Here is a 20,157-nt window from a genome sequence, read left to right on the forward strand (position 1 = left end):
ATGTAAGGTGTCTGGACGTCGCCGCCAATGTACCGCTATTCGCCCGGCATGACGTTATCGAGCAAATCCTCCCTGCAATTGCAGGTTCGCGATGTCGACCTGATGGTCCTGACTGGCATTTATTCCGAAGAAACCCATCTGCCACAGCTGCTGCGCGTCTCGGTGCTGGCTGATCTGGAAGCGCCGGATCATTTCGGACCGGATGCAAAGCTGACCGATTCAAAGAATTATATGGATCTGAAAGAGGCGATTCTGGAAACCTGCCCCCAGGGGCAGCACTATGTTCTGGTAGAGGCCGTCGCGGACGCCATCATCGACCGGCTATTCGATGATTCCCGCGTGACGTGCGCGTCGGTCACGATCGTCAAAACCGCACTAACGGAAAAGAACGAAACCATCGGCATAGAGCGGACACGCCGCCGGTGAACCTTGCACTCGTCACTGGTGGCACGCAGCGCATTGGTGCCGCAATCGCGGCGCGCCTTGCCGAGGAAGGCTGGGCATTGGCGCTGCACTATCACACGCAGGAAGAGGTGGACGAGGATCTGGCACATGCGCTGGCGTTCAGCGGCGTGCGTTACGAACGTTTTGCCGCGGACCTTTCGCAGCCAGAGGCGCCTGCCGATCTTTTTTCCGCGATAGAGGCCTGTTTCGGTTCTCCCGTCACGGCCCTCGTTAACAGCGCCTCCATGTTTGGTACGGACACCTTGGCCACCACTGACGCATCCGCAATCAGCGAGCATTTTGCTGTCAACGCAACGGCGCCCGCTCTTCTGTGCAAGGAATTCGCCGCCAGGTTGCCAGATGATCAGGGCGGCGTCATCGTCAACCTGCTGGATCAGCGGCTGCAGCAGCCACATGGCGACAATTTCGCATATACATTGTCAAAATACGCGCTGGCCGGATTGACGGAAATCCTCGCCCGCAGCCTGGCGCCGCGCATTCGTGTCAATGCCGTGGCCCCCGGCCTGACATTGCCGACGGAAAGCTACGATGCCGCCATGATGATGAAGGCCGAGGCGGCCATGCCGCTGAACCGCCTGCCGGATCCGGAGGATGTTGCCGACGCCGTGGCGTTTCTGCTGGCCGCCCCGGCTGTCACAGGAGAGACGATTCACGTCGACGCCGGAGCGCGGCATGTCAGCTTTTCTGCGGATTTCGACCGCTTGGATTGATCGGCCAGCGTGCCGGCGGCTCGATCAGAACCGCCGCTCGCACTCACCCAATTGCTCTCTGACAAAGGCAAAGTCCTTCTCCAATGCCGCCCGCTCCGATGGGCTTTTTTCCTCCAGTACGTCGTCGGGCAGGGCGACCGGCAGATCGCATGCCATGCCAAGCGCTACGACCGACCCTTTGGCCGGCGCCCCGGCATTGGGATCGATGATGTCGCCAGTGGCAACGGCGTAGCGCGGCGTTTCGCCGGGGCGGTTAAGGATGACCAGCGACATGGGCTGTCCGGATTCCGTTTGCAGGAAGACCTGGCTCTCCGATTCTCCTGGCAGCGACCCTGGAACATGAAACGCTGAAACCACCTCCGTGGGCGCCAGTGCGTTCAGCTTCGGATCCGCCAGTTCGGTCACGAAGCGCCGCACGTCTGTTTCGCGTTTAGAGGTCCATGGCTGCTGACCATATTTATGCGCCAGCGCGAACTCGCCAGGTCCATATTCGCGCCCCAGGAACAGCAATACGCGTTGCTCGCGGATATTGGCCGCGCGGCCGCGGGCGTCTTCCGGCAGGTCGACCAGATATTTTATTTCGGCAGGCACGGAGCCGCGCGCCGTCAGCAGCGCGTCCACTTCCGCATCGACCAGCAATCTGCGGTATCCTGGTGCCAGACCGGGTGACTTGTCCTGCGGAATTGTACGGGTCTTTGTTACCGTTGCAGATAGAATCGTCTCGGCGTCTACCGCCATATCAATCAGGTCGACGCGGCCGGCAACAGGTGATTCCGTGCCCGGAACGGCTTGCGCCATTCCCATTGCGGTGAACGCAAACAGCATTATCGCAAAGCTTTGGGGCGCTTTTATCATTCTGTAATTCCTTGTAAAATCCTAGTCGCTTGCATGCTTATGCCATAGACATGAGCGCGGGTGAACAGGCGCTGTACCGGATTCTGCGCTTGCGGGGGCGGGAACGCGCTGTTAGCACTTTTGAAAGGGAAGGGAGTCGGGCCGTCGCGGCGCACTTAGTGTGTCTGGGGCCAACGGTTCTCTCTTCACATGCGTTCATGAAACGGTTGGCGCAGTTCCGCGTTAGCCCGAGAAATGTCAGGGAGTAATTGGGACAACCATGGCTTCATATGTTGACGAACCTGGGATGAGTAACAAGCGGCTGGTGTCGCTGATACTTGTCGGTTTGATCCACGTTGCTCTCGGCTATGCCGTGATCAGCGGTCTCGCCTTGAAGGCGGTGAAGGTTGTAGCCGGTCCGCTGGAAACCTTCGAAGTTGAAGAACCGGTGGAGCCAGAAGAAGAGCCGCCACCTCCGCCAGAGCAGCTGGATGAAATTCCGCCTTACGTCCCGCCGCCGGATATCGTGGTGCAGAACCTTCCGCCGCCGCCTGCGCCGGTGACGACGGTTCGTACGCCGCCACCGCCGGCACCGCCGCCGCGGGTCCAGATTCCGGCGCCGCCAGCGCCTCCGGCGCCACCGCCTGCTCCTGACTTGTCGCGTCAGGCCGAACCACGCCGCGGGTCTGACTTTGGCTTTGGCCAGGATGACTATCCTTCCGCTTCCCTGAGGAACGAGGAGGAGGGTACCGTGACGATTACATATCAGATCGGGACCAACGGGCGCGTCGTGAATGGCAGCTGCAGGGTTGTAGATTCCAGCGGGCACTCGCGCCTGGACGATCAGTCCTGCCGGCTTGCAGAACGGAACTTCCGCTTCAATCCCGGCCTCAACAGGGCTGGCGAAGAGGCCGTGACGTCACGTACCGACAGGTTTCGTTGGGAAATTCAATAGCGTCGGCGGTCCGACGTGTGTGAACAGAAGTATCTCTTAGGGGACATAAGGAAATGAAAATGCGTATCTCTAACCTTACCGCCAAGGCATCGATCGCCGCCGGCACCCTTCTCCTGGCGTCTCCCGCCATGGCGACGGCAATCGAAACAGAAAATCCATATGGTCTTCTTCCCGCTCTGAAGCAGGGTGGACCGATCGCGTGGTTCCTATTCGGCGTGCTGCTGATTATGTCCCTCGGTACCTGGTATCTGCTGTTCACGAAATGGTGGGACCAGAAGCGGATCATGTCGGAGGCGAAGGACATCGACAAGAAGTTCTGGACGGCTCCCAGCCTCCGCGAGGGCGCATCCAAGCTGCCGAAGAACTCGCCTTATCGCCTGATCGTCGACGATGGCATCCGTGCATCGGAGCATCATGAAGGTCGCCTGACCGACAAGATCGACGAGCATGAGTGGGTGACGATGTCGCTCGACCGTTCGCAGGCAGCGATCTCATCGAAGCTGGGCAGCGGCCTGTCGTTTCTCGCATCGGTCGGTTCGACAGCACCGTTCGTCGGTCTGCTGGGCACCGTTGTCGGTATTTACCGCGCTCTGATCGGTATCGGTGTCGCTGGTCAGGCGTCGATCGACAAGGTCGCGGGTCCGGTTGGTGAGGCGCTCATCATGACCGCGCTCGGCCTGTTCGTCGCCGTTCCCGCCGTGCTTGCCTATAACTGGCTCCTCGGTCGTAACCGCGACGTGCTGAAGCACATCGGCAACTTTGCCGACGACGTGCACGGCTTCCTGGTTTCCGGTGCTCGCGTCAGTGCTGCTGGTGCAGCAGCAGCAGCGAAGCCTGCTTCGGGCACTGCGGGCGTTCGTCCGGCCGGTTCGGCAAGCGTTGGTTCCACGACGACGACGGCGACCAACACGCCCAAGAAGTAGTTAGGTGGTGAGGGCGGCGTTCTTTCGCCGCCCTTGTGCCTGTCCTGTAAGGGTTACTGAAGGAAAGCCGCAACATGGCAATGAAAGTCGGGGAATCCGACCCCAACGCCCCGATGAACGAGATCAACACGACGCCGCTCGTCGACGTTATGCTGGTTCTCCTGATCATCTTCCTGATTACTGTTCCGGTCGTTATTCAGACCGTACCGTTGACACTGCCGAATGTTCGTTCGGTGGCGACAACGACGAAGCCGGAGAATGTCAGCCTCTCCGTCAACTCACAGGGCGATGTTTACATCGGTACGGATCGCATCAACGATTATGACGAACTTCGCGAGAAGCTGTCGACCAGGCTGCAGGATTATCTGGACGAGAAGGAAGCGGCTGGCGAGACGGTTACCGAATTGCCGGAGGTTCACATTCGCGGAGACGCTGGCGTCGAATATCAGAATGTTGGCGGAGTGATATTCACCGTTCAGCGCGCCGGATACATCAAGATCGCATTCATCTCCGAACCGCCTGCTGGCAACGTCCAGCGCGCAATTTACTAGGAGGCTAGACAATGGCCATTTCAATGGGCGGGGGCGGTGGCCCCATGGTGGAAATGAACACCACGCCGCTGATCGACGTGATGCTGGTCCTGTTGATCATGTTCATCATCACAATTCCGATCCAAACGCATGCGGTGAAGCTGGATCTTCCGATTGACGATCCCAACGCTCAGCCGCCTGAAGTCGACCCGGTCGTCAATCGCATCAGCATCGACTTCCTGAACGACATCTACTGGAACGATACGCCGGTGACACCGACCCAACTGGAGGCGTATTTCACGCAGTCCGCAAGTCTCGATCCACAGCCTGAGATCCACGTGCGTCCCGATGCGCTTGCGCGGTACGAAGTGGTCAGCGAGATCATGGCCAGCGCTCAGCGTAATGGCGTCTCGAAGATCGGCTTCGTGGGCAATGAGGCCTACGCCGGTCTGAGATAATTTCCGATGTTTCGGCAAGAAGAGGCGGTCCTGTACGGGCCGCCTTTTGTTATGGCTGACGTTTCCGCGCGCTTCGGGAAACATCTTTCCGGGTTGCGCGCGGGCAACGGGTGCTGTCCTGCAGGCATGGCGACCGCGATGATCGCGGATTAACCTTATTACGATGCTGACCTTATGGATACCTTCACCAGGTTAGTTCCGGCGACGGCAGTCGTCTCTGGCCGCATCCGCACGGACAGCCCGACCCTTGGGGCATTACACCGGCGCGCGTGACGCGAATACCATCCAGCCGGTGATGAGGCCAATTCCGCCTAGGTCGTCATCTGCTAGCCGTCATGCTGTTTGATGAACTCTTCCAGCACCGGAGCGATGCGGCTCCTCCATTTGCTGCCGTTGAATATGCCGTAATGACCGACGCCCTTCGCCAGCAAATAGCGCTTCTTCTCGTCCGACAAGTTTGTCGCCAGCGAGAGGGCCGCCTTCGTCTGGCCAAGGCCGGAGATGTCGTCGCGCTCTCCTTCGATGGCCAGTAGGGCGACGTCGGTGATTTGCCCAGGATCCACCGGTTCACCCCGGCGCGTCATCTGGCCCGTCGGTAACAGGTGGCTTTGGAACACGGTGTCGACCGTTTGCAGGTAGAATTCGGCCGTCATGTCGCACACCGCGCGATATTCGTCATAGAAGCTCTTGGTCGATTCGGCGCTCTCGCCATCGCCCGCCACCATATGTTTGAACATCTCCCAATGGCTCATCATGTGTCCGGCCAGGTTCATCGACATGAACCCAGCCAACTGCATAAAGCCGGGATAAACCCGCCGCATTGCCCCGGGATAAAATGGCGGCACGGTAGCGATGGCGTTCTGTTCGAACCAGGCGTGCGGCTTGTTGGTCGCCATGCCGTTCACGGCGGTCGGCGCTTCGCGTGTGTCGATAGGCCCGCCCATCATCGTCAGGGTGGCGGGCAGGGCGGGGCTCTTTTCGGCGGACATCAAGGCCACGGCCGCATAGACGGGCACACTCGGTTGGCAGACGGCAAGTACGTGGCTGCCGCCCCCAATATGCTCCAGATATGCCTGAACATAATCGATATAATCGTCTAGATCGAAGGTCCCGTCGCTCATTGGCACCATCTTCGCGTCACGCCAGTCGGTGATCCAGACATCATGATTCGGGATCATGCGCTCGACCGTGCCGCGCAGCAGCGTGGCATAATGGCCGGACATGGGGGCGACAATCAACAGGCGCGGCTGGGCCTTACCGTCGGCATCCACATTCCCGCCCTCTTTGACGAAGTGCTTTAACTGGCCAAAGGCAAGCCGCTTTTCGATTTTTTCCGTTACATGATAGGCTTTGCCCTCGAGCTCGACCGTCTCCAGACCGAAATCTGGCTTCCCACGCGGCTCCACCGCGTGCGCGAAAACGTCGAGGGCTGACGCGACGACGGGGCCGGCGGGGGTATAGGCCAGCGGGTTCGTCGCGTTGGACAGCAGATTGGCGCCCGCCTGCGCGGCCGCGCCGACTCCTGCCAGCATGGCTCTCTGCATCTCATAAGCTTGGTAAAGCATAAGCACTCCCGGTTAGATGCTGTATGTTGCACTGCAGCATTAACATTTCAAGAAGGCATGTGGTTGCATGCCTCTTATCGACGGGGGCAGGGCGGGTCTTGACGGAAAAGCAACGCGACCCTGCCGGGAAGTGCGGGCGGGCGCATGGGCCGGACGAAATTTTCTGATTTGTACACCGTTCCCTACTTTCCACGTGCAGCAAACCGTTGACTCGGGGCCCATGACTTTCTAGTGCAGGCCTCGCTTCGGCAGGGGTTCTACACTTCGCGCCGGCGCTTTGCCGTATCCGTGGCGCCCATCGCATCCAGCGTGGCGCGGGAGAACTCTGGTCTTGACCGATTCCCGCTCTTCCGAGTCTCTTGAGGCCCGGCTTGCTGCTGCAAAGGCTCGCGCCAATCCGGAGGCTGATCCCCGCTCCGTTGCGGGGAATGCCTTTGCGCAAGGGACGCGGTTGGCGCTGGAGCTTGTGGCGGGCATTCTGGTCGGGGCGGCACTGGGGTATTTTCTTGATCGCTGGCTGGGCTCTTCGCCCTTCGGTATGATTGGGGGATTTCTTCTCGGGCTGGTCGCCGGGTTCATGAACCTGATGCGCGCCGTAAACCGGGAGGCTGCCAAAGTGACTGACGCTGAACTGGCGGCTTTGCCGCGTGTCGAAGATGACGACGACGAAGAAAGATTATTCTGACGTGGCCGGACCGCTCGAACAGTTTGAAATCAAGCCGCTTTATCCGATTGAGATCGGCGGCTACGACCTTAGTTTCACGAACGCTTCGGCGTGGATGATCGGCATTCTTGTCGTCATCTGGGCCTTCATGTTCTTTGGCATGCGAAAGGCTGAGCTGGTCCCTGGGCGCTGGCAGTCTGCGGTGGAGGGACTGCACGAATTCGTCGTCGGGATGGTGGACGAAAATATCGGGCCGAATGGACGCGCCTATGTGCCGTTCATTTTCAGCCTCTTTATCTTCATTCTTGTTGCGAACATGGCGGGCCTCCTGCCTTATGCCTTTACCGTGACCAGCCATATCGCGGTTACCTTCGCTTTCGCTGCGTTCATTTTCCTGATGTGCATCCTGATCGGTCTCGCGCGGCACGGTTTGGCATGGTTCGGCTTCTTCATGCCCCCGGGCACGCCTTGGTATCTGATGCCGCTGATCATCCCCATCGAGATTATCAGCTTCCTGGCACGTCCTATCACGCTCAGCGTTCGTCTGTTCGCGAACATGACGGCCGGGCATATCCTGCTCAAGATTTTCGCCGGCTTCGTGATCTCATTGGGTCTCGCCGGCGGTATCTGGGCCGCGGTTGGCGTGCTTCCCTTTGCGATGAACGTCGCTCTCTACGCGCTCGAACTGATCGTCGCGGTCGTACAGGCGTATGTTTTTGCCCTTCTCACCACTGTCTATCTTAACGACAGCATCAATCTCGAACATTAAGTCCCTCGAAAGGTTAAATATCATGGACGCAGTAGCAGCAAAGCTCCTCGGTGCAGGTTTCGCGGCAATGGGCCTCGGCATGGCCGCAATCGGTGTGGGCCTGATTTTCGGCCTCTTCCTCCTCGGCGCGCTTCGCAACCCGGCCGCAGCCAACTCGCAGCGCCCGAACCTGCTTTTCGGCTTCGCCGTGACCGAGGCTCTGGGCATCTTCGCCTTCCTCGTCGCGCTGATCCTGCTCTTCGTCGTCTGATTTTAAAGACGGTCCAGGAGTAAGACATGCCTCAGTTTGACATTGCCCGTGTGGCACTGCCCCAGATCGTGTGGCTGCTCATCAGTTTTGGAATCCTGTTCCTGCTGATGCGCTCCATGCTGCCAAAGGTCGTGGGCGTCGCAGAGCGGCGCTCCGGCACTATCGGTGGTGATCTGGATGCGGCGGACAAGGCGCGCCTCGATGCAGAGGCACGCCGGGAGGCCTATGAGGCGTCGATCGCAAAAACCCGCGCCGAAGCGCAGGACGTGATCAACGCCGCAAAGGCCGATGCCGCTCGCGAGAACGAGGCAAAGATGAAAGCGGCCGATGCGGCTGCTTCTGAAAAGATGACGGCGGCCGAGGCAGAGCTTCGTGCCGCCAAGGATTCCGCCCTTCAGAAACTGGAGGCGATTGCCGCCGATGCGACACAGGACATTGTCGAGCGTCTGACCGGCAACCGTCCGCCCGAAACAGAAGCAGCGACAGCAGTCGCCGCGGCGAGAGGCTGAGGCCATGCAGGATACCGTTCGCTCCGTCGATGTACCGGCAAGCAGCGCCCGCGATGCAACCGACCAGAACGAAGTCGTTTTGGACTCGGTCGGCGCTGGCACGGAAGTCGCCCAGTCGGAAGAAGTCGTCGCTGCCGAAGATGGCGAGAACCACGAATATTTCCTTGGGCTGGACAGCTATGGCTGGGTCGGGGCGAGCTTTTTCCTTTTCGTTGCGATCCTTCTTTATCTGAAGGTTCCGGCCAAGATTGCCGATGCGCTCGACTCGCGCGGAACACGAATCCGCTCGGAGCTGGACGAGGCCAAGGCCTTGCGGGCAGAGGCGGAAGCGCTTTTGGCAGAGCAACAAGCACGCGCCGCCCAGAGCGCGCAGGATGCGGAAACGATCCTCGCCAATGCGCGGGCCGAAGCCGGCACGATCATAGAAGATGCCGAAACGACAGCCACGGCGATGGTGGCACGGCGCCAGCAGGCGGCCGAAGGCAAGATCGCTGCGGCCGAACGCGCAGCAGAGGCCGATATCAAGGCGCGCGTTGCGTCCCTCGCAACCGCTGCCGCCGCCACGCTGATCGAGCGCCAAACCGACGCCGCAGCCCAGCGTGATCTGACCGACCGCGCCATTGCGGACCTCGGAACGCGTCTCAACTAATTACTCGCCTCAATAAAATTCGTTTGCGCGGGAGGGTGGCGATGCGCACCCTCTGGCCCTTCCCCTCTCGACCGGTTAGGGCGTGACCCTCACTTGCAGGCATTGATGGGGGGAACCATAAATGAATAAAGCCGACGTATTTCGTCCGAGCAGGCGCTCTGTTTTGGGGGTCGGCGCCGCCGGCCTGTTGGCCTCCGTGCTCCCAACGGCAGCACGCGCTGGCGAATGGGACCAGATCGACTCCACATTGGAAAATCTGGTGTGGGACCGCCATACGCCCAGTATCGCGGTCGCGATCGCCAAAAACGGTGTCATCGTCCATTCGCGCTATATCGGCACTGCAAATCTCGAAACCGGTACGCCCTGTAGTGCGGCGAGCATCTACCGTATCGGGTCGGTGTCGAAGCAATTCACCGCCGCCGGGCTCCTCCTGTTGCAGGAGGATGGCAAGCTTTCGCTCGACGATTCCCTGTCTCGCTACATGCCGGAGTTCCCGCGTGCGAACGAAATAACCCTGCGGCAGATGGCGACGCATACGAGCGGTCTGGGAAATTACACCGATACTGAAACGCCGCAGGAATTTCTGCAGCGCAGCCGCATGGACCTCGACGATCCGGCCCTCTTGGAGTGGCTCGGCGAATCCGATCCGCTCTACACCTCCGAGCCGGGCACGGAGTGGGCCTATAGCAATACCGCCTATGTCCTCCTTGGAATGGTCATGACGCAGGTCAGCGGCATGGAATATGGCGACTTTCTGAACAGCCGTCTGTTTGCACCGTACGATTTGCGCCAGACGAGCGTCGACAATGCGGGAATGGTCGTGCGCGATCGCGTGAACGGTTACACACCGGCCCCATCCTCGCCCACGGGCTTTGCCAACGCATCCTTCATCAGCATGATGATTCCCGGCGCTGCGGGGGCGATGACGTCGAGCGTTACCGACCTCTGCCATTGGCACCAGCTTTTGATGGCGGGAAAGATATTGAAGCCGCAAAGCTTTCAGCAGTTCACGACTCCTGGCCGCCTGTCCAACGGCGCCTTGCCCATGCGGGGCAGCGGCGCGGACGCCACGCCCATCAATTACGGCCTCGGCGTCAATGTCGGCGAGGGTGACTATGGGCGCACCATATCCCATGGCGGCGGCATTCAGGGTTTCATATCCCGCTTGGCCAGCTACCCGGATGCGGGCCTGACGATTGCGATGACGACGAATTGCGACCCAGGCATCGTAGACCCCAATCTTCGCCTGCCAGAGGGAATGTCCGCTGCGCAAACCAGCTTCGAGGAACGGGTGAAAGCGATCCGCTCAGCCGCCTAGGGCTGCGTCTGCATTAGTTCAGGCCTTTGCGCTGGGGCGTTGCATCATGGCGGCGTTCCAGCGCTGCAGGTTCGGCGCGTCATCTGGAATGCCTACCTCGACCCAGCGGGCGAAACCGATTGTACAAAACAGCGTGATATCGGCGACGGAATAATTCCCGCCGGCGACATATTCCTGATCTGCCAATTGCGATTCGACCATCTGGAAGAAACCGGGCAGCAGCGCTCTGCTTCGTTCCGCCAATTCGGGTATCTGCTTCATGTCCGGGGCGGCGCCGGGGGCGGCACGTTCCGCAAGGTGCGGAGCGGTATTCCTGAAAACCCCGGCGACATTATAGAGGCCGTCCAATTCGATACGGCGCTGCCATTGTTCCACCCTTGCCTGCTCCAGCGGGTTGCGGCCGAACAAGGGCGGATCCGGATGACGGGCTTCGAAATACCGGCAAATGGCGATCGATTCGTCGATCAGCGTGCCATCATCCAGTTGCAGCACCGGCAGGGTGCCTCTGGGGTTCGTCGCCAGAAACTCAGGCGCGCGGTTTTCACCGCTAACGATGTCGACCTCGACCATCGGCACCTCGATGCCCTTTTCGGCCAGAAAGATTCGCACGCGGCGCGGGTTCGGCGCCCGCTTCATATCGTAAAGTTTCATGGCGGCCATGGTGCCCCGTTATCGTGGCCGCTGCAATGCCTGTCGCGGCAATCCCCCTTCTGAAAGGGGGGAGGAGCCCGTGGGATCATCTGCGCTCCCGCCACCAGCTAAACGCCAGAAGCGAAGCAAGCGCGATCAAGGCTGCCCATGCCGGGATCAATGATCTGGTTTCGACGGCGACCAATGCGCCGCCTCCGCGCCTGACGACCCCGGCCCAATCGTTGCCGGCGGCATCGTCCCCCGCATCGACACGGCGAATGCCCGGCAGGCCTTCGTCAAGCCAGTAGACGCCGCCGCCGCTTGCGGTCGCGCTGGCCTCCAGCGGTTTGGCGCGTGGGCGGATCTCTGCCAGTTCCTCGACACCGCCGACCAGGGCAAAGCGCCGCCGCTCGCCGCTAATGACTTCGTAAAGACCGGGCTGTGCGGCGGGAACGGTGGTGCTGCTGCCCGATTGCCCCGCGTTCAGGGGCACACTATCCTCTCCGCCATCCGGTCCGCGCACGACTGCCTCGGAAATATTGCCCATGCTTTGGCTATCGATCGTCAGGCTTTGTTCGCCGCCGCTTACGGCCAGTTGTTCTTCCTCCAGATCAGGTTCCTGCATCAACCAATGCGCTGTGCGGCGCAGCAGTTCGTCACGCGGCCCAGCGCCATCGACGGCGCGCGCCCACCACCATATGTCGGTGGAGCCGATCAAGCCCACGCGGCCATCGCCGACGCGGTTCAAAATCAGGAGGGGGCGCTCCTCCGGCCCCTCCATCAGCACGTTGCCCTCGACCGACGCCAGTTCGGCAATCATACTCCAGCGGCCCCAATCTGTGCCGCCCCAGCTTTCCGGCAGGGAGCGCGTGACCGGGTGACGCCGTCCCGTTTCCGTCAGGGCTGGCCGGAAGGGCGTGCGGTTGCCGGCACCGGCAGGCACCGCCGGCAGGATACGGCGCAAATCCGTGAACGCGACGCTCGACCGCTCGGCATATTCAGGTCCTGCGACCACCAGCAGTCCGCCGCCCTGTCGCACACGATCCGCCAGATTCTGGAAATATAGCGGCGACATTAATTGGGTCAGCGTGAACCGATCAAAGATGATCAGGTCGAAATCACCCAACCGCTCCTGAAACAGTTCTTCCACCGGAAAGGGAATAAGCGCCAGTTGGTCCGGCGGCGTCTGATCGAAGCTGGAGGGAAGGCGCAGAATGGTGAAATGCACCAGATCGACATTCGGGTCCGACTTGAACAGGTCGCGCCACACCCGCCCGCCCGGATAGGGGACGCCGGAAACCAGCAGAACGGACAGACGGTCGGTGACGCCGTTCAGACGTGCCAGCGCGCGGTTGTTGACCAGGTTCGTCTCGCCCTCTGCGGCGCCGACGGACAGCGCGACGTCCAGCGGCCCGCGTCGTTCGATGGGGATATTTACCGTCACCGATTCGTTGGTGGCGACGATCCGCTGCTGATCCGTGCCCGCACTCGTCCTGATATCGACCTCGACCCGCTCCGCCGAGGAATCCTCGATGCGAATGGTCAGCTCGGCGGTTTCGCCGGTGACGGAGTAGGGCGGAACACGCTCGACGATCAGGCGCCGGTCGATCAGGTCGCGGTCGCCCGCCAGCAACAGATGCAGCGGTACGTCGGCGGGCAGCAGTCCGGCGGGCGGTTCGTCCGAACTAATGCCATCGCTGACGACGAACACCGCGCCCAGCCGTCCCGACGGAATGCTCGCCATGGCGTCGTTCAGGGCAGCACCGAGGGCGGTTGCCTCGCCCGCTTCTCCGGGTACGTCCACGACCTGCCATTCAATGCCTTCCCGTTCCGCCTGCAGGGCCGTGACGGCGCGCTCCGCCACCTCTTGGCGGTCGTCGACCGACATGCTGTCCGTTCGATCTCTCAACAGCAGGGCGACATCGTCGCTCGCTTCCCTGACTTCTTCTCTCGTCACGGGATTCAGGGCGACAACCGACAGGATTAGTGCCACCACCAGACGCGGCCACAATGTGCGCGCCGACCGAAACGCTGTGAAGAGAAGCGCGAGGAGGATGGCCCCGCCACCCAGCAACAGCGCCCATCCCGGCAGTAGCGGCGCAAATCCGATCACTCGCCAATGCGCCCCAGCAGGGTCTTGGTATGCACCTGGTCCGCCTTATAGGTGCCCGTCAGGGCGTACATGACGGCATTGATGCCAAAGCGCAGGGCCGATTCGCGCTGGGAGGGAGAAGCACCCGCCGTGCCCGCCCACAGCGCGGCCCAGTCGCCGCCGCCGATCAGGGTGCCGGACACGCGACCGCTCTGGCCGTCGGTTCCGGATTCGACCCACAGTGCGCCGCCGCCCGCCTCGCGCAGCAGATAGTAACTGCGAAACAGCACATGTTCGTCATCGGCCTGCTGCAGCGATGGCAGGCCCAGCGGCGACAGCAGCGCGCGCGCACCGCTGCCCGAACCCAGGGGCGCGCCAAAATCGAACAGGATCATGCCGCCCCGGGCCAGATAGCCACGCAGGTTGGCCGCCTCTGCCGCCGACATGCGCGGTTTGCTGGCGGCGGGCCAATAAACCAGGGGGTAGCGGCCAATGCCCTCTGCTGCCGGATCGACACGCGCGACCGGCCCGGGATCGACGGAGGTCCGCCGCCGCAGGGCGAGGGACAGGCTTTCCAGACCGCGCGCGATCTCGGTATCGGCAGAGGTGCCGCCGACATAGGCGAGCTGTAATTTGCCCTGTTCCTCCGCCTGGGCGTGGCCCGGGGATGCCAGGAACAGGGTCGCCATTACTGCAACCGCTGCGGTCGCGGTCGGAGCGCCGACGGTAAAGCGTCGCAAATTGCCGCGCAGGGCGAGCGCGACCAGAATATCCACCGCGAACAACAGCCCCGCCGCCAGCAACAGCCAGCGGCCTAGTTCGACCGGCGGCACTGCCTTGCTCGCGGGGCGCAGGCCCTCGGTTGCTAGCGGTTCAAAGGTATAACGTGGCCCAATCAGGCTGGTCAGGTTCAGTGCGCGGCGCACGTCGCCGCTCCGCCATATGCCGGGTGGGGTTTCCGGGCCAGCCACGGCCTCTTCCCACGCGTCCGCCTCGATGGTCGCGGGCGATGGCGCCGGTGCCAACGTGCCTGCGGCGGACAGACCTCGCTCCAGCCGCCAGGGTTCCTGCGCGGCAATGTCGATCGCGGCGGGATTTCCGGCCAGCGGCAGCATCCGCACCAGCATGGCCTCGAACAGTCCGGACAATGGCAGGTCCGACCAGCCGGGGTCCGCGCTCGTGTGAACCAGAATCAGCAATCCGGCGCCATGACGACGGGCACTCACCAGCGGCGTACCGTCGGCCAGCGTCGCCCATGCCTGCACCTCGTCATCGACTCCGCGCGCCAGCAATTGCTTCGCTATGGTTGCGTCCTCCGGCGTGGGCAGGCCTGCCAGCGGTGTTCCCTCGCTAAAATCGGCCACTTGCTGCGGCTCCTGCCAGGACATGACGCCGCCCAGGGCGCGGGCGCCGCTGCGCAGGGCGACGGGTGACAGGGCAGAGCCGTTTTCTGCCAGGCGGGGCCCAGCGAAACTTATCGCAACAGCGCCCTTTTCCACCCTGTCCAGCAGGGGTTCTGCCGCCGTGCCGCTAATGCCGACATCGGGCAGGAAGAACATGTTCGCCTCCGCCTCTGCCGCATCGGCCAGACTTGCCGATATGATCTTTGCATGGGGGTCCAGCGCGCGCCTCAGGTAGAATGAACCCGATTCCAGCGGCGGCGCATTGCCGCCCGGATCGACGATCACCACCTGCGGCCTCGCTCCGCTGCCATCGGCAAGGAACAGCGACGCCGGACCGCGACCCACGCGCAGCCGTGACACGGAGTCCCGCCGCGCAGGAGGGACGTTCAGGCGTACCGACGTCGCCTCGGAATCGAACAGGGCGAGGTCGCTGGCCAGCGTTTCCCCGTTCTCCGCGACGACGTCCACGCGGGCGCGCTCGATGTCCTCGGATGGGCGAACCACCTGGACTGCCCATCCGGACGCTGTCCGTCCCGCGACACGGATAACTGGCTCCGGTGATGGAAAGGTGGCAATTTCCGCGCCCGCAATACGCGCGCGCATCTCATCGCTGCCCTCATCTGCAACGCCATCGGCAATCCACAGCATGTCGCTGCCGGCGGGGATGCGACGTGCGGCGGCGGCGCGGTCCAGATCCCAGGGCATGGGCTCCAGCGCGTCGAGGGCGCTCTGCGCGGTACCGCCATCCATGAACCGAACATTGTCGCCGGGCGGCTCTGCGGTCGCGGCGGTGGGGGTGATTGCAAAGCGGGTTCCGGAACCCTGCAATTCCGCAATGCGGTCCTGCGCCGCCTCCCTCATTTCCGGCCAGCGCGTCGCGGCGGCCCAGCCATTGTCGATAATGATGGTCAGGCGCGCCGGCGCATCGTCCAGAATGCGCGCCTGCCAGCGCGGGCCCGCCAGCGCGCCGATCAACAGTGCGACGATAAGCAATCTCAGCAATAGCAGCCACCAGGGTGGCCGCGCAGCTTGTGGCGGCGGAATATCTTCCGGGTCCAGCAGTTTCAGACTGGGCAGCCGTACCCTTGCAGGTGCCGGCGGCGACTGACGCAGGATGAACCATAAAGCCGGCAATGCCACCAGCGCCGCCAGAAGGAAGGGGGCGGCGAAGCTCAGGCCGCCCACGGTTCCCGCCCGTCTCTAAGAAAGCCAGCAATCGTCTCGAGCGCAGCGGCCGCAGCGATATCGGTGCGGTGCATCACTTGCGTCCAGCCCGCCCTGCCGCCCGCAGCTTTCAGGCGTTCGCGATGCGCCGCCCATGCGGCGCTGTACCGGTCGGCGATCATCTCCGCGCGTCCGACATCCGTCTCTGGGTCGTGCGGCTCGCTCCGCTCGAAGCGGACATGTCCCCTGAATGGAAAGTCGTCCTCTGCAGGATCGACGACGGTCAGAAGGACACCGCCGATTCCCTGGCCGGAAAGGCGCTCCACAAAATCGAGGCTTCCTCCGTCCAGAAAGTCGCTGGCGATGACCAGCATGTCGCCCGGCCGCACCCGCGCCGGATCGAACCGCTGGTCCAGCCCGATCAGCGCCTGCGCGATTGCGGGCACGGTGCGCGCGTCCGGCGAGCCAGCGACGCGCACATGCTCCTCCGCCTCCTTCGCCGCGATGGCGAGGGCGACCAGGATCTCATGGGCTCTGTGGAATTTTTCCGGGACCTGTTCCCCTGAACGGAACCTCATCGAGCCCGACCCGTCGACCCACAATAGCAGCCGGCCCGGCTCTTCCCGTTCGCGTTCGCGCACATAGAAATCGTCGCTGCGCGCGGACCGGCGCCAGTCGACGCGCGCATGTGCTTCCCCGGCGGCGAGGGGCCGATATTGCCAAAATTCCGTGCCGCTGCCCGCGCGCCGTTGCGCATGCTGCCCCGCCTGGATGGAAAGCCGCGCATGCTGGCGGCCCAGGCGCAGCGGGCCAATCGCGGCGGCCAGCCGCTCCGCCTCCGCCAGGCTATCGCTCCCTCTACCGCTCACAGCCGTTCGGCAGCCTCCGCGATCACGGTCTCGACGCTCAGGCCATCCGCGCGCGCGCCATAATCCAGCGCCATGCGGTGGCGCAGTACCGGCGCCAGCAGCGCGGCGACGTCATCCAAAATTGGCGCGCTGCGTCCCTTCAGAAAGGCGCGCGCACGTGCCGCACCGATCAGCGCCTGGCCCGCGCGCGGTCCCGGTCCCCAGATCAACGGCACGTCGGTTTCCTGCGGCCGCAGGCGGCGAACCACACGCAGGATACCCGTCATCACATCCTCGGACAGGGGCATGTGCGTCAGCAGTTTTTGCGTTTCCATCAGTTCATCCGGCGTCAGGACCTTCTTCGCCACGGCGTCCTCTGCGCCCGTCGTCATCATCAGCATGCGGCGTTCATCCGCCTCGGAAGGGAAGCCGACATTGATCTGCAGAAGAAAGCGGTCCAGCTGCGCCTCTGGCAGCGGGTAGGTGCCGTCCTGCTCAATGGGGTTTTGCGTTGCCAGCACGTGGAAGGGGCGCGGCAGGCTTCGCGCGGCGCCGGCCGCCGTGACCTGCCGCTCCTGCATCGCCTCCAACAGGGCGGACTGAGTACGCGGGCTGGCGCGATTGATTTCGTCCGCCATCAGCAATTGCGCGAAAACAGGCCCTTCGATGAAACGAAACATGCGCGATCCGTCGGCGCCGGTTTCCAGCACCTCGGCACCCAGAATATCCGACGGCACCAGGTCGGGCGTGAACTGTACCCGCTTCGTATCCATGCCCAGCGCGGTGCCGACCGTGTTCACCAGCCGCGTCTTTGCAAGTCCCGGCAGGCCCACCAGCAGGGCGTGGCCACCGGCCAGCAGCGTGATGATAACCTGCTCGACGACCTCTGTCTGCCCGACCACCACGCGTTCGATATCTTCGACGACCGTACCGAATCGTATCGCCAGGGCGTCCAGACGTGCGACCGCTTCGGCTGCAGAGGGTTCTGGTTCGTGCCGGTTCATAAAAATCCTCTGAGGAAACTGTCGGATTGCCGTCAAACACCGCACCCCATAGGGATGTTACGCATGACCTCGGACGAAGCCCTTACCGCGCCCGACACCGGGACGCCAATCTCCCTCTCGGAGGTTCTGAAGCTTGCTGCGGCAGAAAAGTTGCCGCCCGTTGACACTTGGCACCCGGACCGTACGGGCGACAGCGAGATGCGGATTGCGTCGGACGGCACCTGGTATCACCAGGGTGATCCGATCCGTCGCAAGCGTCTTGTTCGCCTGTTCTCGCGCATCCTGCGCCGAGACGGCGACGAATATGTGCTGGTGACGCCTGCGGAAAAATTGTCGATCATTGTGGAGGATGTTCCCTTCGTCGCGGTGGAGGTCGCCATGGACGAGGGCCGCGTGGTTTTCCGGCTGAACACTGGTGACTTCGTAGAGGTCGATGCGGAGCATCCGCTCACCATGCGCGGCGACGTGCCCTATGTGCATGTGCGTTCGGGGCTGGACGCGCGCGTGGCGCGGGCGCCATGGTACCGCCTTGCAGAGGCGGTGGTGGAGCGTGGCGGCAGCACCGGCATTGTCGCGAACGGTCACTTCTTCCCGCTGGCATGATCACACCTGACGAAGTCCGCAGGCGGCTGGCCGATTACACGCCGGGCGCGTTTTCCGACCGGCTCTCCGCCGATGATTATGGACAGGACCGCCCGCTAGAGGCGCTAAAGCCCGCAGCCGTGCTGATCCCCATCATTGCGCACCCGGATGGCGCTACGCTGCTGATGACTGTGCGAAACGAGCGCATGAACCGCCATGCGGGGCAGGTGGCCTTCCCCGGCGGCCGCGCGGATGCGGGCGAGACGGCGGTGCAAACCGCCTTGCGAGAGGCCGAGGAGGAGGTCGGCCTGTCCCCCCGCTCCGTAGAGGTCGTCGGACGCATCGACGATTATACGACAGGAACCGGCTATCTGATCACCCCCATCGTCGGCATCGTCGCGCCGGGTCAGCATCTGACGCCGCACGAGGCCGAAGTCAGCGATATGTTCGAACTGCCGCTGGAACGCGCGCTGAACGGCGATTACCATATCGAAAACAGCGCCGAATGGCGGGGCAGGGTTCGCACCTATTACAGCGTGGATTGGGAGCCGCAGAACGTATGGGGCGCCACCGCCGGCATCATCGTCAATCTGTCGCGCATCCTGGCTGCGCGCGCATGATTCTGCCGCCGCAGCAATGGACGCGCGGCTTGTCTGCGACGACCCTGCTTCAGGCGCTGGATGCGAACAGCGGCAGAACGCGGCTGGTGGGCGGCGCGGTCAGGGATGCACTCCTGGGCCTGCCGGTCAGCGATATCGACCTTGCCACCGAACTTCCCCCGCATGAGGTTATGGAGCGCCTGCAGGCCGCAGGATTAAAGGCGGTACCGACCGGCATCGCGCATGGAACCATCACCGCCGTCGCGGGCGATCTGGTCGCAGAGGTCACGACCCTGCGCCGCGATGTCGCCACTGACGGCCGCCACGCGGAAATCGCCTATACCGATGATTGGCAGGAGGATGCGGCACGTCGCGACTTCACTATCAACGCGCTGAATGCAACGCTGCCGGCGGGACAAGTCACCGACTTTTTCGGCGGGATCGACGATCTGGCCGCGCGGCACGTACGCTTTATCGGCGATCCGCTGATTCGCATTGCGGAGGATCATCTCAGGATCCTGCGCTTCTTCCGCTTCCACGCGCGCTTTGCTGAGGGGGAGCCCGATGCAGCCGGACTTTCCGCCTGCATCGCCCGCGCCCGCGACCTTATGGCACTCAGCCGGGAGCGGATCGCCATGGAGCTGCTGAAGCTGCTGGAATTAGAGAATCCGCTGCCAACGATACGCCTGATGGTGGAAAATGGCATCCTTGCATCGGTCCTTCCCGAAATTGGCAGTGCGGGCGTCGATTCGCTCTCGCACTTGATCGAGCGGGAGGGTCGCTACGGCATTCCCCCTGACGCCATTCGCCGCCTCTCCGCGCTTCTCCCGCGCGATACGGAGATGGCGGAAAGCGTGGCCCAACGCCTGCGTCTTTCGCGGGCGCAGCGCAGCCGCATGATCGCCGCCGCGTCGCCGCCGCCTTCACCGGACGAAGATATACGCGCCCTCGCATTCCGGCAGGGTCATGTGACGGCGACGGACCGCCTGCTGCTGGGCGACGGAGAGGCACGCGCCGCGCTTGCTACCCTGGCGGAGTGGCACAAGCCGCAATTGCCGATCAGCGGCAAGCACCTGATTGCACGCGGCCTGACGCCCGGCCCCGTGGTCAGCGAACGGCTGCAGGCGTTCCAGGACCTCTGGATCAGCGAGGGTTTCCCTACCGATCAGGAAATCATCGACGCGCTGATCGACCGCATATTGGCGGGCTAGCATCGTTGCGGGGCGCCGCTTACAT

General features: G+C 62.8%; 22 protein-coding genes. 15 read left to right on the top strand and 7 right to left on the bottom strand.

Translation table 11 applies throughout. The features are described from left to right. Nucleotides 1-27: 27 nt before the first annotated feature. Both ACSMXM_RS03230 and ACSMXM_RS03235 read left to right on the top strand, forming a co-directional pair. Nucleotides 28-426, top strand: a complete 399-nt coding sequence (locus ACSMXM_RS03230) for a dihydroneopterin aldolase (protein WP_460313900.1) — start codon at nucleotides 28-30, stop codon at nucleotides 424-426. Beyond that, complete coding sequence (locus tag ACSMXM_RS03235) at nucleotides 423-1,175, top strand: SDR family oxidoreductase (RefSeq protein WP_460313902.1); 753 nt, start codon at nucleotides 423-425, stop codon at nucleotides 1,173-1,175. The genes ACSMXM_RS03230 and ACSMXM_RS03235 overlap by 4 nt, the downstream gene beginning before the upstream one ends. A gap of 24 nt (nucleotides 1,176-1,199) precedes the next feature. Here ACSMXM_RS03235 and ACSMXM_RS03240 read toward each other — a convergent pair whose 3' ends face one another. Continuing rightward, entirely contained in the window at nucleotides 1,200-2,030 is an 831-nt protein-coding gene (locus ACSMXM_RS03240) for a hypothetical protein (RefSeq protein ID WP_460313904.1), read from the bottom strand. A 286-nt stretch (nucleotides 2,031-2,316) separates the two neighbouring features. On the opposite strand from ACSMXM_RS03240, the gene ACSMXM_RS03245 reads away from it, so the two are divergent. The 4 genes from ACSMXM_RS03245 to ACSMXM_RS03260 all read left to right on the top strand — a co-directional run bounded on the left by ACSMXM_RS03245 (nucleotide 2,317) and on the right by ACSMXM_RS03260 (nucleotide 4,875). Continuing rightward, the gene (locus ACSMXM_RS03245; protein ID WP_460313906.1) at nucleotides 2,317-2,964 is read left to right on the top strand and encodes an energy transducer TonB; all 648 of its coding nucleotides are present in this window, start codon (nucleotides 2,317-2,319) and stop codon (nucleotides 2,962-2,964) included. 128 nt (nucleotides 2,965-3,092) lie between these two features. Continuing rightward, a complete protein-coding gene (locus ACSMXM_RS03250) occupies nucleotides 3,093-3,887 on the top strand; it encodes a MotA/TolQ/ExbB proton channel family protein (RefSeq protein ID WP_460316345.1) in 795 nt (264 codons plus the stop codon). A 74-nt stretch (nucleotides 3,888-3,961) separates the two neighbouring features. Then, nucleotides 3,962-4,438 carry an ExbD/TolR family protein gene (locus tag ACSMXM_RS03255; protein WP_460313908.1) on the top strand — a complete coding sequence of 159 codons (477 nt, stop codon included), beginning with the start codon at nucleotides 3,962-3,964 and terminating at the stop codon, nucleotides 4,436-4,438. An 11-nt stretch (nucleotides 4,439-4,449) separates the two neighbouring features. Continuing rightward, nucleotides 4,450-4,875 carry an ExbD/TolR family protein gene (locus tag ACSMXM_RS03260; protein WP_460313910.1) on the top strand — a complete coding sequence of 142 codons (426 nt, stop codon included), beginning with the start codon at nucleotides 4,450-4,452 and terminating at the stop codon, nucleotides 4,873-4,875. Between the two features lie 326 nt (nucleotides 4,876-5,201). Here the strand turns inward: ACSMXM_RS03260 and ACSMXM_RS03265 are convergent, their stop codons facing one another. Beyond that, entirely contained in the window at nucleotides 5,202-6,440 is a 1,239-nt protein-coding gene (locus ACSMXM_RS03265) for a polyhydroxyalkanoate depolymerase (RefSeq protein ID WP_460313912.1), read from the bottom strand. A 331-nt stretch (nucleotides 6,441-6,771) separates the two neighbouring features. On the opposite strand from ACSMXM_RS03265, the gene ACSMXM_RS03270 reads away from it, so the two are divergent. The 6 genes from ACSMXM_RS03270 to ACSMXM_RS03295 all read left to right on the top strand — a co-directional run bounded on the left by ACSMXM_RS03270 (nucleotide 6,772) and on the right by ACSMXM_RS03295 (nucleotide 10,599). Further along, nucleotides 6,772-7,125 carry an AtpZ/AtpI family protein gene (locus ACSMXM_RS03270; protein WP_460313914.1) on the top strand — a complete coding sequence of 118 codons (354 nt, stop codon included), beginning with the start codon at nucleotides 6,772-6,774 and terminating at the stop codon, nucleotides 7,123-7,125. Then, nucleotides 7,097-7,873: a F0F1 ATP synthase subunit A gene (locus ACSMXM_RS03275; protein WP_460316346.1), complete on the top strand. Its 777-nt coding sequence runs from the start codon at nucleotides 7,097-7,099 to the stop codon at nucleotides 7,871-7,873. Before ACSMXM_RS03270 ends, ACSMXM_RS03275 begins: the two co-directional genes overlap by 29 nt. A 22-nt stretch (nucleotides 7,874-7,895) precedes the next feature. Then, nucleotides 7,896-8,123: a F0F1 ATP synthase subunit C gene (locus tag ACSMXM_RS03280; RefSeq protein WP_460313916.1), complete on the top strand. Its 228-nt coding sequence runs from the start codon at nucleotides 7,896-7,898 to the stop codon at nucleotides 8,121-8,123. A gap of 26 nt (nucleotides 8,124-8,149) precedes the next feature. Then, on the top strand, nucleotides 8,150-8,632 hold the full coding sequence (locus ACSMXM_RS03285; RefSeq protein WP_460313918.1) for a F0F1 ATP synthase subunit B family protein: 483 nt from the start codon (nucleotides 8,150-8,152) through the stop codon (nucleotides 8,630-8,632). A gap of 4 nt (nucleotides 8,633-8,636) precedes the next feature. Beyond that, on the top strand, nucleotides 8,637-9,281 hold the full coding sequence (locus tag ACSMXM_RS03290; protein ID WP_460313920.1) for a F0F1 ATP synthase subunit B family protein: 645 nt from the start codon (nucleotides 8,637-8,639) through the stop codon (nucleotides 9,279-9,281). A gap of 121 nt (nucleotides 9,282-9,402) precedes the next feature. After that, nucleotides 9,403-10,599 (top strand): serine hydrolase domain-containing protein, encoded by a 1,197-nt coding sequence (locus ACSMXM_RS03295; RefSeq protein ID WP_460313922.1) that lies wholly within the window; start codon nucleotides 9,403-9,405, stop codon nucleotides 10,597-10,599. Between the two features lie 18 nt (nucleotides 10,600-10,617). On the opposite strand, the gene ACSMXM_RS03300 is transcribed toward ACSMXM_RS03295, so the two are convergent. The 5 genes from ACSMXM_RS03300 to ACSMXM_RS03320 form a co-directional block, all read right to left on the bottom strand. Next, the gene (locus ACSMXM_RS03300) at nucleotides 10,618-11,259 is read right to left on the bottom strand and encodes a glutathione S-transferase family protein (RefSeq protein WP_460313924.1); all 642 of its coding nucleotides are present in this window, start codon (nucleotides 11,257-11,259) and stop codon (nucleotides 10,618-10,620) included. A gap of 76 nt (nucleotides 11,260-11,335) precedes the next feature. Beyond that, entirely contained in the window at nucleotides 11,336-13,342 is a 2,007-nt protein-coding gene (locus ACSMXM_RS03305; RefSeq protein ID WP_460313926.1) for a hypothetical protein, read from the bottom strand. After that, nucleotides 13,339-15,909 (bottom strand): DUF4159 domain-containing protein, encoded by a 2,571-nt coding sequence (locus ACSMXM_RS03310; protein ID WP_460313927.1) that lies wholly within the window; start codon nucleotides 15,907-15,909, stop codon nucleotides 13,339-13,341. The genes ACSMXM_RS03305 and ACSMXM_RS03310 overlap by 4 nt, the downstream gene beginning before the upstream one ends. Next, complete coding sequence (locus ACSMXM_RS03315; protein WP_460313929.1) at nucleotides 15,897-16,757, bottom strand: DUF58 domain-containing protein; 861 nt, start codon at nucleotides 16,755-16,757, stop codon at nucleotides 15,897-15,899. The genes ACSMXM_RS03310 and ACSMXM_RS03315 overlap by 13 nt, the downstream gene beginning before the upstream one ends. Further along, nucleotides 16,754-17,740, bottom strand: coding sequence for an AAA family ATPase (locus tag ACSMXM_RS03320; protein WP_460313931.1), 987 nt, complete (start codon nucleotides 17,738-17,740; stop codon nucleotides 16,754-16,756). The genes ACSMXM_RS03315 and ACSMXM_RS03320 overlap by 4 nt, the downstream gene beginning before the upstream one ends. A 63-nt stretch (nucleotides 17,741-17,803) precedes the next feature. On the opposite strand from ACSMXM_RS03320, the gene ACSMXM_RS03325 reads away from it, so the two are divergent. The 3 genes from ACSMXM_RS03325 to ACSMXM_RS03335 are packed head-to-tail and all read left to right on the top strand — an operon-like array spanning nucleotide 17,804 to nucleotide 20,132. Beyond that, nucleotides 17,804-18,343 (top strand): DUF1285 domain-containing protein, encoded by a 540-nt coding sequence (locus ACSMXM_RS03325; RefSeq protein WP_460313933.1) that lies wholly within the window; start codon nucleotides 17,804-17,806, stop codon nucleotides 18,341-18,343. Then, nucleotides 18,340-18,942 (top strand): CoA pyrophosphatase, encoded by a 603-nt coding sequence (locus tag ACSMXM_RS03330; RefSeq protein ID WP_460313934.1) that lies wholly within the window; start codon nucleotides 18,340-18,342, stop codon nucleotides 18,940-18,942. Before ACSMXM_RS03325 ends, ACSMXM_RS03330 begins: the two co-directional genes overlap by 4 nt. Beyond that, nucleotides 18,939-20,132 (top strand): CCA tRNA nucleotidyltransferase, encoded by a 1,194-nt coding sequence (locus ACSMXM_RS03335; protein ID WP_460313936.1) that lies wholly within the window; start codon nucleotides 18,939-18,941, stop codon nucleotides 20,130-20,132. The genes ACSMXM_RS03330 and ACSMXM_RS03335 overlap by 4 nt, the downstream gene beginning before the upstream one ends. Nucleotides 20,133-20,157 lie beyond the last annotated feature (25 nt).

Source organism: Pacificimonas sp. ICDLI1SI03 (assembly GCF_054740865.1).

Bases quoted from the DNA above. Each gene is read 5' to 3' on its own strand.
- ACSMXM_RS03230 (WP_460313900.1), top strand. From the start codon at position 28: ATGTACCGCTATTCGCCCGGCATGACGTTATCGAGCAAATCCTCCCTG.
- ACSMXM_RS03240 (WP_460313904.1), bottom strand. From the start codon at position 2,030: ATGATAAAAGCGCCCCAAAGCTTTGCGATAATGCTGTTTGCGTTCACC.
- ACSMXM_RS03245 (WP_460313906.1), top strand. From the start codon at position 2,317: ATGAGTAACAAGCGGCTGGTGTCGCTGATACTTGTCGGTTTGATCCAC.
- ACSMXM_RS03250 (WP_460316345.1), top strand. From the start codon at position 3,093: ATGGCGACGGCAATCGAAACAGAAAATCCATATGGTCTTCTTCCCGCT.
- ACSMXM_RS03255 (WP_460313908.1), top strand. From the start codon at position 3,962: ATGGCAATGAAAGTCGGGGAATCCGACCCCAACGCCCCGATGAACGAG.
- ACSMXM_RS03260 (WP_460313910.1), top strand. From the start codon at position 4,450: ATGGCCATTTCAATGGGCGGGGGCGGTGGCCCCATGGTGGAAATGAAC.
- ACSMXM_RS03265 (WP_460313912.1), bottom strand. From the start codon at position 6,440: ATGCTTTACCAAGCTTATGAGATGCAGAGAGCCATGCTGGCAGGAGTC.
- ACSMXM_RS03275 (WP_460316346.1), top strand. From the start codon at position 7,097: ATGACGACGACGAAGAAAGATTATTCTGACGTGGCCGGACCGCTCGAA.
- ACSMXM_RS03280 (WP_460313916.1), top strand. From the start codon at position 7,896: ATGGACGCAGTAGCAGCAAAGCTCCTCGGTGCAGGTTTCGCGGCAATG.
- ACSMXM_RS03285 (WP_460313918.1), top strand. From the start codon at position 8,150: ATGCCTCAGTTTGACATTGCCCGTGTGGCACTGCCCCAGATCGTGTGG.
- ACSMXM_RS03290 (WP_460313920.1), top strand. From the start codon at position 8,637: ATGCAGGATACCGTTCGCTCCGTCGATGTACCGGCAAGCAGCGCCCGC.
- ACSMXM_RS03295 (WP_460313922.1), top strand. From the start codon at position 9,403: ATGAATAAAGCCGACGTATTTCGTCCGAGCAGGCGCTCTGTTTTGGGG.
- ACSMXM_RS03300 (WP_460313924.1), bottom strand. From the start codon at position 11,259: ATGGCCGCCATGAAACTTTACGATATGAAGCGGGCGCCGAACCCGCGC.
- ACSMXM_RS03320 (WP_460313931.1), bottom strand. From the start codon at position 17,740: ATGAACCGGCACGAACCAGAACCCTCTGCAGCCGAAGCGGTCGCACGT.
- ACSMXM_RS03325 (WP_460313933.1), top strand. From the start codon at position 17,804: ATGACCTCGGACGAAGCCCTTACCGCGCCCGACACCGGGACGCCAATC.
- ACSMXM_RS03330 (WP_460313934.1), top strand. From the start codon at position 18,340: ATGATCACACCTGACGAAGTCCGCAGGCGGCTGGCCGATTACACGCCG.
- ACSMXM_RS03335 (WP_460313936.1), top strand. From the start codon at position 18,939: ATGATTCTGCCGCCGCAGCAATGGACGCGCGGCTTGTCTGCGACGACC.